General features: G+C 37.1%; 20 protein-coding genes. 16 read left to right on the top strand and 4 right to left on the bottom strand.

All coding sequences use genetic code 11. The features are described from left to right. The 7 genes from rplQ (at position 1) to rpsI (ending at position 4,775) form a co-directional block, all read left to right on the top strand. A complete protein-coding gene (gene rplQ / locus HMPREF0493_RS03480; RefSeq protein ID WP_006351907.1) occupies positions 1-384 on the top strand; it encodes a 50S ribosomal protein L17 in 384 nt (127 codons plus the stop codon). A 176-nt stretch (positions 385-560) separates the two neighbouring features. After that, positions 561-1,409, top strand: a complete 849-nt coding sequence (locus HMPREF0493_RS03475) for an energy-coupling factor transporter ATPase (RefSeq protein ID WP_006351906.1) — start codon at positions 561-563, stop codon at positions 1,407-1,409. Beyond that, the gene (locus tag HMPREF0493_RS03470) at positions 1,385-2,230 is read left to right on the top strand and encodes an energy-coupling factor transporter ATPase (RefSeq protein ID WP_006351905.1); all 846 of its coding nucleotides are present in this window, start codon (positions 1,385-1,387) and stop codon (positions 2,228-2,230) included. Before HMPREF0493_RS03475 ends, HMPREF0493_RS03470 begins: the two co-directional genes overlap by 25 nt. Positions 2,231-2,234: 4 nt before the next feature. Then, entirely contained in the window at positions 2,235-3,032 is a 798-nt protein-coding gene (locus HMPREF0493_RS03465; protein ID WP_040457140.1) for an energy-coupling factor transporter transmembrane component T family protein, read from the top strand. Then, entirely contained in the window at positions 3,032-3,820 is a 789-nt protein-coding gene (gene truA, locus HMPREF0493_RS03460) for a tRNA pseudouridine(38-40) synthase TruA (RefSeq protein ID WP_006351903.1), read from the top strand. The genes HMPREF0493_RS03465 and truA overlap by 1 nt, the downstream gene beginning before the upstream one ends. Positions 3,821-3,924: 104 nt before the next feature. Continuing rightward, the gene (gene rplM, locus HMPREF0493_RS03455) at positions 3,925-4,368 is read left to right on the top strand and encodes a 50S ribosomal protein L13 (RefSeq protein ID WP_006351902.1); all 444 of its coding nucleotides are present in this window, start codon (positions 3,925-3,927) and stop codon (positions 4,366-4,368) included. 11 nt (positions 4,369-4,379) lie between these two features. After that, on the top strand, positions 4,380-4,775 hold the full coding sequence (gene rpsI, locus HMPREF0493_RS03450) for a 30S ribosomal protein S9 (RefSeq protein ID WP_006351901.1): 396 nt from the start codon (positions 4,380-4,382) through the stop codon (positions 4,773-4,775). 72 nt (positions 4,776-4,847) lie between these two features. On the opposite strand, the gene HMPREF0493_RS03445 is transcribed toward rpsI, so the two are convergent. Then, positions 4,848-5,432, bottom strand: coding sequence for a DJ-1 family glyoxalase III (locus tag HMPREF0493_RS03445; protein WP_006351900.1), 585 nt, complete (start codon positions 5,430-5,432; stop codon positions 4,848-4,850). 47 nt (positions 5,433-5,479) lie between these two features. Continuing rightward, a complete protein-coding gene (locus HMPREF0493_RS03440; protein WP_040457136.1) occupies positions 5,480-6,130 on the bottom strand; it encodes an HAD family hydrolase in 651 nt (216 codons plus the stop codon). Positions 6,131-6,331: 201 nt separating this feature from the next. Between HMPREF0493_RS03440 and HMPREF0493_RS09015 the strand changes: the two genes are divergently transcribed. From HMPREF0493_RS09015 to HMPREF0493_RS03410, 7 genes are all read left to right on the top strand, one after another. After that, positions 6,332-6,682: a sulfite exporter TauE/SafE family protein gene (locus tag HMPREF0493_RS09015; protein WP_006351898.1), complete on the top strand. Its 351-nt coding sequence runs from the start codon at positions 6,332-6,334 to the stop codon at positions 6,680-6,682. Then, positions 6,643-6,852, top strand: a complete 210-nt coding sequence (locus tag HMPREF0493_RS09010) for a sulfite exporter TauE/SafE family protein (RefSeq protein WP_006351897.1) — start codon at positions 6,643-6,645, stop codon at positions 6,850-6,852. Before HMPREF0493_RS09015 ends, HMPREF0493_RS09010 begins: the two co-directional genes overlap by 40 nt. A gap of 161 nt (positions 6,853-7,013) precedes the next feature. Further along, the gene (locus tag HMPREF0493_RS03430) at positions 7,014-7,694 is read left to right on the top strand and encodes a histidine phosphatase family protein (RefSeq protein ID WP_006351896.1); all 681 of its coding nucleotides are present in this window, start codon (positions 7,014-7,016) and stop codon (positions 7,692-7,694) included. Positions 7,695-7,756: 62 nt separating this feature from the next. Beyond that, positions 7,757-8,653 (top strand): cation diffusion facilitator family transporter, encoded by an 897-nt coding sequence (locus tag HMPREF0493_RS03425; RefSeq protein WP_040457133.1) that lies wholly within the window; start codon positions 7,757-7,759, stop codon positions 8,651-8,653. Positions 8,654-8,661: 8 nt separating this feature from the next. Next, a complete protein-coding gene (locus tag HMPREF0493_RS03420) occupies positions 8,662-8,853 on the top strand; it encodes a hypothetical protein (protein ID WP_006351894.1) in 192 nt (63 codons plus the stop codon). Between the two features lie 9 nt (positions 8,854-8,862). Continuing rightward, positions 8,863-9,540: a 2,3-bisphosphoglycerate-dependent phosphoglycerate mutase gene (locus HMPREF0493_RS03415; protein WP_006351893.1), complete on the top strand. Its 678-nt coding sequence runs from the start codon at positions 8,863-8,865 to the stop codon at positions 9,538-9,540. 104 nt (positions 9,541-9,644) lie between these two features. Next, entirely contained in the window at positions 9,645-10,580 is a 936-nt protein-coding gene (locus HMPREF0493_RS03410) for an AAA family ATPase (RefSeq protein ID WP_006351892.1), read from the top strand. Between the two features lie 51 nt (positions 10,581-10,631). Here the strand turns inward: HMPREF0493_RS03410 and pepC are convergent, their stop codons facing one another. Next, positions 10,632-11,981 (bottom strand): aminopeptidase C, encoded by a 1,350-nt coding sequence (pepC, locus tag HMPREF0493_RS03405; protein ID WP_006351891.1) that lies wholly within the window; start codon positions 11,979-11,981, stop codon positions 10,632-10,634. An 80-nt stretch (positions 11,982-12,061) separates the two neighbouring features. Next, positions 12,062-12,250 carry a hypothetical protein gene (locus HMPREF0493_RS09005; RefSeq protein ID WP_228116998.1) on the bottom strand — a complete coding sequence of 63 codons (189 nt, stop codon included), beginning with the start codon at positions 12,248-12,250 and terminating at the stop codon, positions 12,062-12,064. 248 nt (positions 12,251-12,498) lie between these two features. On the opposite strand from HMPREF0493_RS09005, the gene HMPREF0493_RS03395 reads away from it, so the two are divergent. Both HMPREF0493_RS03395 and radA read left to right on the top strand, forming a co-directional pair. Further along, entirely contained in the window at positions 12,499-13,050 is a 552-nt protein-coding gene (locus HMPREF0493_RS03395) for a dCTP deaminase/dUTPase family protein (RefSeq protein WP_006351889.1), read from the top strand. Then, on the top strand, positions 13,050-14,426 hold the full coding sequence (gene radA, locus HMPREF0493_RS03390; RefSeq protein ID WP_006351888.1) for a DNA repair protein RadA: 1,377 nt from the start codon (positions 13,050-13,052) through the stop codon (positions 14,424-14,426). The genes HMPREF0493_RS03395 and radA overlap by 1 nt, the downstream gene beginning before the upstream one ends. The last annotated feature ends 31 nt before the right edge of the window (positions 14,427-14,457 follow it).

Genomic DNA, 14,457 nt, shown 5'->3' with positions numbered 1-14,457 from the left:
ATGGCATACCGTAAATTAGGTCGCGACAGTGCACATAGAAAAGCAATGCTTAGAGAAATGACTACTCAATTGTTCATTAACGAACGCATTGTTACTACTGAATCTCGTGCTAAGGAAATCCGTAAGACTGCTGAAAAAATGATTACTTTGGGTAAGCGCGGTGATTTAGCATCAAGAAGAAAAGCTGCTACTTTTGTAAGAGATGAAGTTGCTGATATTCACGAAGAAAAAGATGCAGTTGTTGTTAAATCAGCATTGCAAAAGCTCTTCTCTGATATTGCACCTCGTTACAAAGACCGTAATGGTGGTTACACCAGAATTATGAAGTTAGCTTTAGCTCGTAAGGGTGACGCTGCTCCAATGGTTATTCTTGAATTGGTTTAATATTTAATTCAAAATAATCTAACTTAATAGCTATTAAGAATTATCCATGAAAGTGAGAATAAGCGCAAAGATGATGGCGAAAGCTTAGTCTAGCTTAGATGATTAAATCATCCCTCTTCATGGATGATTTTTTTTGCTCTTTTTGGTAGGATGATAAGTAGTTTGGTGGTGAATATATGTCCGAAAATATAATTTCTTTAAATCATGTCTCATTTACTTATAGTGAATCTAAGGTACCTGCTGTACAGGATGTTAGTTTTAATGTTAAGAAAGGTGAATGGTTTACCATATTAGGTCATAATGGAAGTGGCAAATCAACAATTACTAGACTAATAAATGGACTTTTATGGTCTGACGAAAATGATGCGGATTCAATTATTGTTGATGGCGATCCTCTTAATGAACAAAATTTGTGGAAAATAAGAGATAAAGTGGGGATCGTTTTTCAGAATCCTGATAATCAATTTGTTGGTGCCACTGTCGCCGATGATGTTGCCTTTGGACTAGAAAATCGTGGAGTACCGCGTGAACAAATGTTAAGTATTGTCGATAAAGCCATTCAAGAGGTAGGCATGTCAGACTATAAAACTGCTGAGCCAAGCAACTTATCAGGAGGTCAGAAGCAAAGAGTCGCAATTGCTGGTATACTTGCCGTTAAGCCTAAAATTTTAATTTTAGATGAAGCGACTTCGATGCTTGATCCTAGAGGACATGACGAAATCATTTCGTTAGTTAAAAAGATGAAGGACAAAAATGATTTAACTGTCATTTCTATTACACATGATATTAATGAAATTATGTTGGCTGATCATGTTTTAATTTTGAATGACGGAAAGGCGATTGCACAGGGTACGCCAAAGGATGTTTTCAAAAACGAAAAGCTAATAGATAGTATAGGTTTAGAGGAACCATTTATTTTTAAACTTATCAAAAAGCTAATAAAGGCCGGGATAGAAATTCCAGAGAACGTCGATTCGCAAGAGAAGTTGGTCGAGATACTATGTCAATTAAATTCGAAAATGTAAGTTACATATATTCACCTAATACACCATTAGAGAAAAAAGGCTTAGACCAGGTAAGCTTTACTTTAAAAGAAAAGAGTTTTGTCGCAATTGTTGGTCATACTGGTAGTGGAAAATCTACTTTGATGCAGCATTTTAATGCTTTATTGAAACCTAGTGCCGGAAAGATTAAAATTGCTGGTAAAGAAATCACACCTGAAACTGGAAATAAAAATTTAAAAGATTTACGTCGTCATGTTAGTTTAGTATTTCAATTCCCCGAAGCTCAATTATTTGAAACAACGGTTTTAAATGATATTGCTTTTGGACCAAAAAATTTTGGCTATAGCGAAGATGATGCTAAGGTTTTAGCATTAAAATGGTTAAAGAAAGTCGGCTTATCTGAAGACATAGCGGATCGTTCTCCTTTCGATTTATCTGGTGGACAAATGAGGAGAGTGGCAATTGCTGGGGTCATGGCGTATCAACCTGACGTTCTTTGCTTGGATGAACCAGATGCAGGATTGGATCCTCGTGCTCGAAAGCAAATGATGGATTTGTTTTTAGATTATAAAAATTCTGGTCATACTGTGATTTTGGTCACTCATAACATGGATGATGTTGTTAATTATGCCGATGACGTTTTGGTAATGGAAAAAGGCAAGCTAATTAAGCATGATATTCCAGCTAATATCTTTGCTGATGAAAAATGGGCCCATCGGCATTCGCTTGATGAGCCAAGTGCAACAGCTTTTGCTAAACAATTAAGTAATTATCAATTTGAAAAACAGCCTTTAACTATGGATGATTTAGTCAAAGGAATCTTAATAAATTTGAAGAGGTGAGTCTTTGAGTAAAATAATTATTGGACGATATATTCCTGGAGATTCCATTATTTATAAAATGGATCCACGAGGAAAATTGCTCGTGGCTATTCTCTTCATTTTTATTATTTTTCTCGCTAATAATTGGCTTACATATGGTATTATTGCTTTATTTGCAATATTAGCTGTAGCAGCAACAAAACTTAAGGCTAAAATATTTTGGGACGGAGTTAAGCCATTAATCTGGTTAATCTTCTTTACATCGGCTTTGCAATTATTCTTTACTACTGGTGGAACGATCTATTGGAAATGGTGGATATTCACTCTGTCAAGTTTTGGAATTGCTAATGCTATTTTTATCTGTATTCGATTTACTTTAATCATTTTAATTTCCACAGTGATGACAGTGACTACAATGCCATTGGAAATAGCTGATGCAATGGAATGGATTTTAAAACCGTTAAAATTAATAAGAGTTCCGGTAGATAAAATTGCTTTGGTAATGTCGATTGCTTTACGTTTTGTTCCAACCCTTTTTGACCAAACTTTGAAAATTATGAATGCTCAGAGGTCACGTGGAGCAGACTTTAATGATGGTGGTTTGATTAAAAGATCAAAAGCAATTGCACCATTGTTGGTTCCATTATTTATTAGTTCATTAGAGACCGCGGTAGATCTTTCTACAGCAATGGAGGCCAGAGGCTATCGTGGTAGTAAGGGCAGAAGTCACTATCGCGTTTTAAGATGGAGTAAGGTTGATTTAGTAAACCTTTTTTATTTGGTAAGCTTAACTGCTTTATTAATCATATTTAGGACACATTAATGAGTACAAGATATAAAATGCTGATGGCGTATGATGGTCATCTTTTTCATGGCTTTCAGGTTCAGCCAAATCAAAGAACTGTTCAAGGTACAGTTGAAGAAGCTTTAAAGAAAATGACTAAAGGCAAACGAGTAATAGTTGAAGGATCCGGTAGAACTGATGCGGGTGTTCATGCGATGGGTCAGGTCATTCAATTTGATTACCCGGGAAATAGAATTCCAGCAGAAAAGATGATTTTGGCATTGAACTCAATGATGCCAATGGATATTATTTTTAAAGAATGTGAAATCGCCAGTCCTGATTTTCATGTTCGATATAGTATTAAAGGCAAATGGTATCGCTATCGGATGAGTTTGGATCATTTCGTGAATCCATTTAAAAGATTTTATACAGGTCATTATCCTTATCCAATCGATGTTTCAAAGATGAAAGAAGCTGCTAAGGATCTACTAGGTAAACATGATTTTACAAGCTTTGCAGCGAGTGGAGGTCAAATAAAAAATAAAGTTCGTACCATGTACTATGTCAATGTTGAAAAAAATGAATCGCAAAATGAACTTGTTTTCGATTTTATATGCTCTGGCTTTTTATATAATATGGTTCGAATTTTAGTAGCAACTTTATTGGAAATTGGAAGCGGAAAACGTCCGGTACATGATTTTCCTAGAATAATTAAGGCAAAAGATCGTTTGCAAGTGACTCAAACCGCACCGGCAAGTGGGCTATATTTATACCATGTCTTTTATGACAAATTGCCAGATAAATACCGGCAAGATCTACTTTTATAATTGACATTTTTATAAAAAGGACGTACTCTAATATAGTATGTTTGTCCACTATAGGCCCCGGAAACTTATTGTTTTCAAACTGCAAGTAAACGGAGGAATTTAAATTGCGTACTACACCATTAGCAAAATCTAGTGAAATTGAACGTAAGTGGTATATTATCGATGCAACTGACGTATCTTTAGGTCGTCTTTCAACTGCTGTTGCCACTATTTTGAGAGGTAAGAACAAGCCTCAATACACACCTAATGTTGATACCGGTGATAATGTAATTATTATCAACGCTTCAAAGATTAGATTGACTGGTAAAAAGGCTACTGACAAGATTTACTACCACCACTCAGAATGGCGTGGCGGCTTAAGAGCTACTTCATACGGCGAGTTGCTTGCCAACAATCCTGTTAAGATGGTTGAAATCTCAGTTAAGGGCATGCTTCCAAAGAATACTCTTGGTCACCAAGAATTCATGAAGATGCACGTTTATGCTGGTGAAGATCACAAGCATGAAGCACAAAAGCCTGAAAAGTTAGATATTAACAGATTAATCTAGGAGGTTAAATAATGGCACAACAAGCTGCATACATCGGTACTGGTCGCCGCAAAGATTCAGTTGCGCGTGTTCGTTTAGTACCAGGTAATGGTAAGATCACTGTTAACGGCAAAGAAGTTAATGAATACATCCCATTCCCTAACTTAGTTAAGGACTTGAAGCAACCATTGACTTTGACTGAAACTGACGGTCAATATGACATTCACGTTAACGTTAACGGTGGTGGTTTCTCAGGTCAAGCTGGAGCTATCCGTTTGGGTATCGCTCGTGCACTTCTTGATGTTGACCCAGATTTTCGTTCACCATTAAAGAAGGCCGGTTTCTTAACACGTGACCCAAGAATGAAGGAAAGAAAGAAGCCAGGTTTGAAGAAAGCCCGTAAAGCTTCACAATTCTCAAAGCGTTAATTTTCAAATTACGTTTATATACAAAAAGCATCTCCAAAATGGAGATGCTTTTTTTGTACCAAGATAGAATAATTATAAGCTGTCTTGAATATTATCGGCTAAATAATCATAAAGCATGGCATGCTTTAAATCTTTAGTTTCAACGCCAAGTGCTTCAGCAATTGCATAAGCAAAAGCCCAAGCAGTAGCAGGCCCACGGCTAGTTAAAATTTTGTGTTCTTTATCAGTAACCGTAATGTCTTCTTTGAAGTGACCAGTTGGCGCATCTTTTTCGGTTTGTTCTTCAATACTTGGATAGCAAGTATAGTCAGCGTCAGCTAATACGCCATAGCGTGATAAAGCGCGGGGAGCGGCGCACATTGCAGCATCCCACTTGCCCTGTTCATGACGTTTAACCATGAGATCACGCAACTTTTTATTATCACGCAAATTAGCGGAGCCAGTCATTCCACCTGGAAAAGCTACTAAATCGTAATCAAGCAAGCTATCATCAACAACTTTGTCACAGCTTAATTTAATTTTATGGTCACCCATAACGTTTTTGCTGGTTAAACCTACCATATCCGTTTCAACATTTAACCGACGAAGAACATCGACTACGCTTAAGCCTTCTACTTCTTCGCAACCGTCTGCAAATACAACAGCAACTTTAGTCATAAAAAGTTCCTTTCTAAATAACTTAAATTTATTATCATCCCTAATTATTATATATTTAAATAAAATAGTAAATCTAATAGTCTTGATAAATGTAATGTCGGATGAGGCGTAATTGAAATTTTTTCTCTCTTTGGCGTTAACCATAGGGATTTTAGATGAGCGTTTTCTGCTGCTTGGATTTCTTCAGTTAAGTTTGAACCAACTACTAAGCTGGTGTCAGGATCAAGCTGCAGATCATTAACTACTTGAATCAAATTATTTTTTTCAGGAAACTTTGTAGTAAAATCATCAGCAAAATATAATGTTTCAAAGTAGTCAGCAATTCGTGCTTCTTTTAAGCGTGGCAATAATTCTGCTTTTCTTTCCTTTCCTAAGGCTACTAGATTCAGTTTGCCCTTGACCTGTTCCAAAAAATCTCGACTGTTTTTGATCAGTTGGTGCTGCTTTCTTAAGAAGCCATAAAAAGTTTCTTGGGCATTTACGTGGTCTGGCAAAAAATTTTGCAGAAGCAGTTGAATTTGTTGACCCTCGCTTAATAATTTAAAGCCATTACTGAGCTGAGTATATTTTAATCGTTCACTAGGCCCAAAATTTCTTTGCTGTTTTTTTAATGTTTGCCTTAAAGCAGTTTTTAGGGCAAGCTTTTCATTTAGCAGAGTCCCTTCAGGAACAAAAATTAATGATTCAAAAGTATTCACAATCTTCCTCCTTTGATTACATTGTATAATTTTAATAGCATTTTGTATTTTGATAAAAAATTTGAGGTAAAAAACGGGGATTATCGGAACCTTTATCTTTTTAATTATTGTTGGCATTCTGGCAGGAATGGTTTCTGCAATTGCGATTATGCATCGCTTGTTTCATATCCAGCTTTGCTAATTGCAGGTGCACTACCGGTAATGGCAAATATTACAAATACCGCTGCATTTATTTTTACTGGCGCAGGTTCGGCCTTGTCTTCATTGCAAGAAATGAAAGGGCATTGGTTTGAATCGGCCAAATATGCACTGTTTATTTTAAGTGGAGCTTTGATCGGGAGCTTGCTTTTATTAAGGTTTCCTGGCACTGTTTTTGAAAAACTGGTACTGTTCTTTGTCATTTTTTCAGCTGCAATGCTGTTATTAAATGGCAACAAAAAGTTTTTTAATTTAAAAGTCAAACGTTCTACAGGTAAAACGATTGCTGCCTGTATTGGCATGTTTTTGCTGGAATGTATACTGGCTGTTTTGGTGCTGCAGCCGGAGTTTTAAACTTAATATTTTTAACTTACGTTAGTGATGCGAGTTTTGTTGCCGTTAATGCAATGAAAAATATTTTGGGCTCTTTAGGCAACCTGGTGGCACTAATTGTCTTTATTTTTGGTGCAAAAGTTGACTGGGGGGAAAGTGATACCGCTTGCAATTGGTTTGTTTATTGGTAACTTTATTGGCCAGAAATGCATTAAATATTTGTCACCTAAAGCAGTGCGCTGGATTACCGCAGGCTTTTCCGTTATTTTAGCAAGTTACCTGTCTATACAGCATACCTATAGATCTGGTAAAATATATACGTAGCTGTAAATCTAAAGGGGGGAGAATTTTATTGACTACAGAAGTTTATTTAGTTCGGCATGGAGAAACAATGTTTAATCAGCTGAATAAAGTTCAAGGTTGGTGCGATTCTCCATTAACGGTCAAGGGAATTGATGATTTAAAACGCACAGCTAGAGCGTTAGCACAAGTACACTTTGATAATATGTATTCATCCGATTTAAAAAGGGCAATTGATACTGTTCATTTGATGAAGAATGCAAATACTGTTTCTCAAATAGGAAAAATTAGAAAATTGCCAGAGTTTAGAGAGGTTTTCTTCGGTAGTTTTGAAGGCGACAATATCAATAAAACCTGGGCACAAATCGCTAAGACAGCGGGAATAGGCTACGGAACCAATGTGCAAAAAATTATTAATCAGCTTGGTCTAGAAAAGTTCAGAGAAGCAACCAAAGAAGCTGATCCACGTCATTTAGCAGAAAATAAACAAGAACTGGATGAACGAATGAAAAGGGGAATCCAGAATCTTCATGAATTAACAAAGGATGAAGAGCGTGTTTTGCTTGTTTCCCATGGTGATTTTATTAAAACCTTAACAATCAAATATTGGAAGAAAAGCGATGGCTACCATGATATTCCATTTCCAGATAACGGCAGCGTTACTCGCGGATTGCTTCATGATGATGGTCGCTTTGAAATTATCGACTATAATCGAAATGCTGAAAGTTTATAAAAAGTCCTACTGCAGAAGTGGGGCTTTTTTTGGTAAACTGGATAGGCGAAAGGAAAATATTTATGGATAAACAAGATCGGACTACAAAACGCTATGTTTTTGTTACTTTGTTGAATGTAATCATTACGATTGCGGAATTCTTCGGTGGAATTATTTCTGGCTCATTATCTTTGCTTTCGGATGCAGTGCATAATTTAAGCGATGTTGGTGCGATCGTTTTGTCTTTTGTTGCTCATTTGATTAGTAAAAGAAACCGCAATAAAAATAAGACTTTTGGTTATCAACGGGCCGAAACTTTAGTCGCTTTTACTAATGGCGTCATTTTGATTGTTATCAGTCTTGTCCTTTTTATTGAAGCAATCGAACGTTTTTGGAACCCTGAACATATTAAAGGTGGCGTAATGCTAGTCGTTGCCTTAATTGGGTTAATTGCTAATTTTATTTCTATGTTTGCTATGCATCGGGATGCTAAAGGAAACTTAAATGTACGTTCAACTTTTGTGCATATGATGAGTGATGCCTTGTCCAGTTTAGCGGTTGTGATTGGGGCCAGTTTTATTTACTTTTGGAAGATTGATTGGCTAGACCCTATTTTAACTATGCTGGTCTCATTGTTTGTTTTGCATGAAGCTTACGAAATTACGATGAAAGCGACAAACGTTCTGATGGAATCAAATCCAGACATCGACCTGAAGAAAATTAATCAGATTGTTCTGAGCTATCCAGAAGTTAAAAATATTCACCATGTCCATATTTGGCGTTATAGTGACGATTACATAATGCTGGATGCCCATTTGAATGTGGATAAGAACTTGACTTGTGGTGAATTTGAAGATCTTTGTCAAAGAATTGGACGAGAATTAAAAGATCAGTTAGGGGTCAACCATATTAACTTGCAAGAAGAATGCGAGCGTGGTCGAAATGATAAAATGATTGTTGAACGGGGCAAGGAAAATTAGGTGCGAAAATGAAAAATGGAGTTAATATTTTTACAGCAATTATCGTAATTATTGTCGGTTTGTATGATTTGTCCTATGCTTATAACCGACGACATCAACCAACAAATAAAGCCGGCTTAAGAGCTTTTACGATTTTAGGTGTGATCTTTACTGTCGGCGGCATAGTCATGCTGATTATGAAGCTGTGTAATTTTATTTAAGGGGATAAAATGGTCAAATTAGTTTTAGTTAGACATGGAGAAAGTGTAGCTAATGCCGCTAATGTGTATACTGGCTGGAATGATGTACCATTAACCAAAAAAGGAGAGCAGCAGGCACGCAAAGCAGGATGCTTAATTAACCAAATCTCTGATTTTCATCCCACGCATATCCATACTTCGGTTTTGTCGCGGGCAATTGTCACAGCCAATATTGTAGCCGATGTGTGCAACTTTTTGTATTTGCCGATCACTAAGACATGGCGCCTAAATGAACGCCACTATGGCGCTTTAAGGGGCCTTAACAAGGACATCTCGCGCAAGGTCTTTGGCGTAGAGCAAGTCCTAATGTGGCGGCGGAGTTTTGATTCCGTTCCGCCTAAGCAAGGATCGCCGATTGTTGATCGTCGTTATCGTTTATGCGATCAACATTTAATGCCACGTGCAGAAAGTTTGCATCAGACTCAGTTGCGTTTAATGCCATATTATTATGACGAAGTTGCTTCAAGGATGATGCGTGGGGAGGATCAATTAATTGTTGCTCATGGTTCAAGTTTGCGTGCATTAATCAAAAAACTTGAAGGTATTAATGACCATGACATTGTAAAATTGGAAGTTCCTAACGCGGAGCCAATTATTTACACAATGAATGACGATATGAGAATTATAGATAAACAAATTTTAAATTAGTGTGCGCTTGCACACTTTTTTAATGCTCTGATTCATGGAATGGGTCACAATTATGGTAAAATTTATTACGAATTAATTATTATTTATAGTTTGGAGTATTTGGCATGCGTAAAATATTTTTATTGAGAGGCGCACCTGGCTCTGGTAAATCTTCTTTTATTGCCCGTCATCACTTACAACCATATGCGATCAGTCGTGATCAAATTCGGTTATTATTGGCGGATTTAACTGTATATTATCAAGAGGAAGCCGATTATTTACACCAGGTGATCCCGCGTCATGTAACTGTGCAGATGCAAAAAATGGTCGACAATTTGGTCGAACATAAGATGTCTTATGGCGAAACAGTAATTGTAGATGGGACCCATATTGTTCCTAGTGAAATCGAGCATTTCAAGCCATGGGTTGATAAGTATCATTACGAATTATTCGTTATTGACCTGATGCAGCATAATACTTTGGAGAGCTTATTAAAACGCAATCAAATCAGAATGCATTATGATTGGGTAAAGCCCGAAGTAATTAAACAAATGTATCGTTCGTATGAAGCCCATCCCGAGGTTCCAGAATGGGCACATGGAATTGTTCCAAGTCAAATGGAAAAGGCTCTTTCGCAACGTGAAAGCAATCTTGATCGTTATTTTCATGTGATTGCAGTTCCTGATCAAGTTGCGGAAGAAGATTTTCCACATGTGCATATCTCGAATTTTTATTTTTCTTTCAACAACAAATTCACAGAAAAATATGGTACTTATCGAAATGTGGTTACGATTGCGAAAACTCGTGATGAAGCTGTGAAAGAATTTAAATTGCCTTATTTTGTTTTTAAATTTCATCACAAGCACTTTTTGATTTCAGCGTATCCGATTAGAAACGAAATGTTGGATCCAATTCATAAGGTTCACGGTGTTTGGTCCTATAATACGGGGCTATATAATGTTGCTGATTATTTAAAAGAATTCCCAGAAAATCGTGAACAACATGTTCATCAATTCAATTTGAGCAAGCTTGATCCGACAAGATTGCTGCATATTTGGTAAAAAAAGAAGTTACTCACAAGAGCAACTTCTTTTTTGTTGAAAAATATTTTATTAGTACTTAAAGGCTAAAGCACCCATTGGGTCCCATGGCAATAATTGAATGGGATTCTTCTTGCCTTCGTCGTAGGCTTTCTTTAAGTCATCTGGCAAGAACTTCTTGTTGATAACTGCTTGATAAACAAATGAATCAAACCACTTATCACTCATAACAAAGTAACCTTTGAATCCAGGCTTGTCACCCCATGAGTTTTCAATCTTCCACTTAGTTGGCTTGCCATCTACGATATCAACACCGGTGATTACCATTGCGTGGTCCATCATGCTTTCGCCAGAATCAAGCATTTCAGCCTTAGACATTGAAAAGTCAACATCAAATAATTCATCGCGTCTGTAAAGTGCAGTATCAAGAAGACCGGCCTTACGTTCAGAATCCTTAACAACATTTGAACCAAACCAAACAACTTCGCCGCTCTTTAATTGCTTGATGATCAAGTCCTTCATTTCGTCTACTTTCAAGTTTAAGTGACGAACTTGACGACCGCCTTCAATGTTTCCTAAGTATTCAACTGAGAATACTTTGTGGAAAGGTTTGTCAGCAGTTGGAGCATTGATTGTGGAAATGTGGTTTTCAAGATCCATGCCCACGTATTTATCAAAGAATTCCTTTGGAGTAATGTCCTTATCAATGTGGTAATTCTTGTCGTCGTCACGGTATTCAAAGTTGAACTTCTTTGGTGGAACGCCAAGAGAAATTGAAAGAACGCGGAAGACATCGTTTAACATTTCTTCCTTGCGCTTTTCGACTTCGTCTTTAGATTTGCCATCATTAACCAATTTGCGCAATTCAAGACCATCTTTGCGAAGCAAAGTATTCAAAGTGTCATTTAATGCACTTGAGTTGTTTGAGTTGGCAGTTTCTGGATAAACGCTCTTAGGAACAATACCGTATTTTTCAATAATGCCACAGAGCATGTCCCATTGCCCACCGTCTTGTTGTGGGGTAGCAAATAAGAATGAAACCTTGCGATCACCTAAATCTTTATCGGCAGTTGCAATAACATTTTCAAAGAACCAATTGGATTTTTCGAACTTATCCCAGAAGTTAGTGTAGTTTTGTGACAATTCAAAGTCCTTTAACTTGAACTTCTTTTGCAATGGGTGACGCATGGTGTTCAAAGCACTGAACATCCAGCAACGGCCAGATTGCTTTTGGTCAGCAGGTTTGCCAGTATCGATTTCGATTGAGAAAGTTGGGTCTAAATCAATCTTAGTTTGCAAGTCTTGACTTGCTTTAAAAATACCGTTTTCTTGAGCGGCCCGGCTAGCAACTTTGGCAGCAGGGTGGTTAGTTAAGTCATTTTCAAATTTAGCAATGATATCACTAGAAATTTCTTTTGCCATATTTTCCTCCTTAGAGATTTAATCAACATTTAATCAATTCCTATTTTATCCTATAAAAAAAGAAGCGTCCATGAAGGCGCTTAAAAATTAAATGGTTTGTTGTACCATATGGCTTCTAATTCGGGATGCTGTTTGAAATATTTAATTGCAATTGGATCCAATGGCCAAATCTTTTTTTCACTTTCTTGGACAAAGACAACTACATCATGCATTATAAGTGAAATTTCATGTTGATCATGTTGTTCAGGATTAAGAAATAGATGATTCATAATCCAAACGGTCTCGTCCTTTCGCTCAATTAAATCGAGATCGGTCCGAGATGTGATTATATCGTTGTCGTTTTTACGTGTGAAATATTTTTTTGTTGGGATAGTCATTTTATTTTCCTTTTGACGGTAAAAAGAGATTTTTTTACGTATTTAATAGATAGAGGAATAAATTCTTTTTGCTTTCAATAAAACATTGTAAAATAGATACCTAGCAAAATAAAAGTAATAAATGATGGAGTTTTTTAAAGATGAAAATACGTGGCTTTGAAGTTGTTTCTAATTATCAAGATCAAGGAATTAATTTGCCAAGACGGCAGACTTTAGCTAGTGCCGGCTATGATCTTGAAGCAGCCGAAGATATTACAATTCCAAGTATTTGGCGGTTAAATTTTGTAAGAATCTTTCGGTTGATTAGAAACGGCCATCAAATTTTTGAACGTGACTATGAAATGGCAGAAAAATTGTTAAAGCCAATTTTAGTTCCTACAGGCTTAAAAGCTTACATGCCTGAAGATGAGGTGCTTATTTTGGCTAACCGTTCCTCCAACACCTTCAAGCGCAATCTTAGTTTGCCAAATGGAATTGGCGTAATTGATGCAGATTACTACGATAATCCAAAAAATGAAGGCGAAATTTTTGTGCAAATGATCAACTACGGCGTTCGTCCGCTTCATATTCACAAGGGAGATCGAATTGCACAAGGTATTTTTATGAAATATCTAAAAACTGATGATGATGATCCAATTGATCGTCAGAGAATCAGTGGTTTTGGATCAACTAATGAGAATGAGGGGCATTAATGGCAAGGGTAAAAACACAATATAAATGTCGTTCATGCGGCTATATTTCAGCATCTTATTTGGGTCGCTGTCCTAACTGCGGAGCATGGAATCAATTTGAAAAAGAAACGCAAGAAGTTCAAAAGCATTCAGCTAAAGCAGCGCCTAGTCAATTAATTAAAAAGACAGGGATTAATGAACCGGTCAATTTGGAAAAAGTAAAGGCTGAAAAGGAAAACCGAATTCCAACTGAATCAGAAGAATTAAACCGCGTTTTGGGCGGAGGAATTGTGCCAGGATCATTAGTCTTAATCGGCGGCGATCCAGGAATCGGCAAGTCTACTCTGATGCTGCAAATTATGAGCGATTTATCCAAAAAATATAAAGTTCTCTATGTTTCAGGTGAAGAGTCGGCAAATCAAATTAAATTGCGGGCAGACCGCCTAGGCGTTGGTCAAAGTCAAATGCTGCTTTATCCAGAAACCGACATGCATGATATCAGAGAAACCATTGATGATATTAAACCAGATTTTGTGGTTATTGATTCAATTCAAACGATGAATGAACCAAGTTTAGATTCAATGACTGGTTCAGCTTCACAGGTCCGTGAGGTTACCAGTGAACTAATGAAGATCGCTAAAATGGATGCCATTACGGTTTTTGTTATTGGGCATGTTACCAAGGAAGGTGCAATCGCTGGGCCGAAAATCTTGGAACATATGGTAGATACAGTCCTTTACTTTGAAGGGGATGAACACCATTCATACCGGATTTTGCATTCTGTTAAAAACCGTTTTGGCGCTGCGAATGAAATTGGGATGTTTGAAATGGAAAACGGTGGCTTAAGAGAAGTTACCAATACATCTTCAATTTTTCTTGATCAGCGTTTGCCGCAATCAACCGGATCGGCGGTAGTAGTTTCGCTTGAAGGAACAAGGCCGCTGCTCGCAGAAATTCAGGCTTTGGTTACTCCGACCGCTTTTGGTTATGCTAAAAGAACGACGTCGGGAATTGACTATAATCGTGCAGCTCTTCTTCTGGCTGTTCTTGAAAAACGAGGTAACTTAATGCTGCAGAATCAAGATGTTTACTTAACTGCTACCGGTGGTATTTGTCTTAGTGAGCCTGCGATTGATTTGGCTGCAATCATGGCCGTTGCTTCCAGCTATACTGACAAGGAGATTCAACCGACTGATTGCTTTGTGGGTGAAGTTGGCTTGACTGGTGAAGTAAGAAGAGTCAATAAAATTGAAGCACGAGTAAAAGAGGCCGCAAAAGTTGGGTTTAAGCGAATTTTTATTCCACGACATAATCTCAGCAAAAGCTTAATGAATAATGGAATTGAAGTTATTCCTGTTTCTAGCGTCCCTCAAGCATTAAAGTTAGTTTTTAATTAGTAAGATTGAACTTTTTGTCTATTACGCGTAA

This window comes from Lactobacillus amylolyticus DSM 11664, assembly GCF_000178475.1.
Classification (GTDB): domain Bacteria; phylum Bacillota; class Bacilli; order Lactobacillales; family Lactobacillaceae; genus Lactobacillus; species Lactobacillus amylolyticus.
The sequence above is the reverse complement of the archived record's forward strand: the minus strand, read 5'-3'. Positions and strand labels throughout refer to the sequence as shown.

Excerpts from the sequence above, each read along its gene's own strand:
- rplQ (WP_006351907.1), top strand. The coding sequence starts at position 1 with ATGGCATACCGTAAATTAGGTCGCGACAGTGCACATAGAAAAGCAATG.
- HMPREF0493_RS03475 (WP_006351906.1), top strand. The coding sequence starts at position 561 with ATGTCCGAAAATATAATTTCTTTAAATCATGTCTCATTTACTTATAGT.
- HMPREF0493_RS03470 (WP_006351905.1), top strand. The coding sequence starts at position 1,385 with ATGTCAATTAAATTCGAAAATGTAAGTTACATATATTCACCTAATACA.
- truA (WP_006351903.1), top strand. The coding sequence starts at position 3,032 with ATGAGTACAAGATATAAAATGCTGATGGCGTATGATGGTCATCTTTTT.
- rpsI (WP_006351901.1), top strand. The coding sequence starts at position 4,380 with ATGGCACAACAAGCTGCATACATCGGTACTGGTCGCCGCAAAGATTCA.
- HMPREF0493_RS03445 (WP_006351900.1), bottom strand. The coding sequence starts at position 5,432 with ATGACTAAAGTTGCTGTTGTATTTGCAGACGGTTGCGAAGAAGTAGAA.
- HMPREF0493_RS09015 (WP_006351898.1), top strand. The coding sequence starts at position 6,332 with ATGGCAAATATTACAAATACCGCTGCATTTATTTTTACTGGCGCAGGT.
- HMPREF0493_RS09010 (WP_006351897.1), top strand. The coding sequence starts at position 6,643 with ATGTATACTGGCTGTTTTGGTGCTGCAGCCGGAGTTTTAAACTTAATA.
- HMPREF0493_RS03425 (WP_040457133.1), top strand. The coding sequence starts at position 7,757 with ATGGATAAACAAGATCGGACTACAAAACGCTATGTTTTTGTTACTTTG.
- HMPREF0493_RS03420 (WP_006351894.1), top strand. The coding sequence starts at position 8,662 with ATGAAAAATGGAGTTAATATTTTTACAGCAATTATCGTAATTATTGTC.
- HMPREF0493_RS03415 (WP_006351893.1), top strand. The coding sequence starts at position 8,863 with ATGGTCAAATTAGTTTTAGTTAGACATGGAGAAAGTGTAGCTAATGCC.
- HMPREF0493_RS03410 (WP_006351892.1), top strand. The coding sequence starts at position 9,645 with ATGCGTAAAATATTTTTATTGAGAGGCGCACCTGGCTCTGGTAAATCT.
- pepC (WP_006351891.1), bottom strand. The coding sequence starts at position 11,981 with ATGGCAAAAGAAATTTCTAGTGATATCATTGCTAAATTTGAAAATGAC.
- HMPREF0493_RS09005 (WP_228116998.1), bottom strand. The coding sequence starts at position 12,250 with ATGAATCATCTATTTCTTAATCCTGAACAACATGATCAACATGAAATT.
- HMPREF0493_RS03395 (WP_006351889.1), top strand. The coding sequence starts at position 12,499 with ATGAAAATACGTGGCTTTGAAGTTGTTTCTAATTATCAAGATCAAGGA.
- radA (WP_006351888.1), top strand. The coding sequence starts at position 13,050 with ATGGCAAGGGTAAAAACACAATATAAATGTCGTTCATGCGGCTATATT.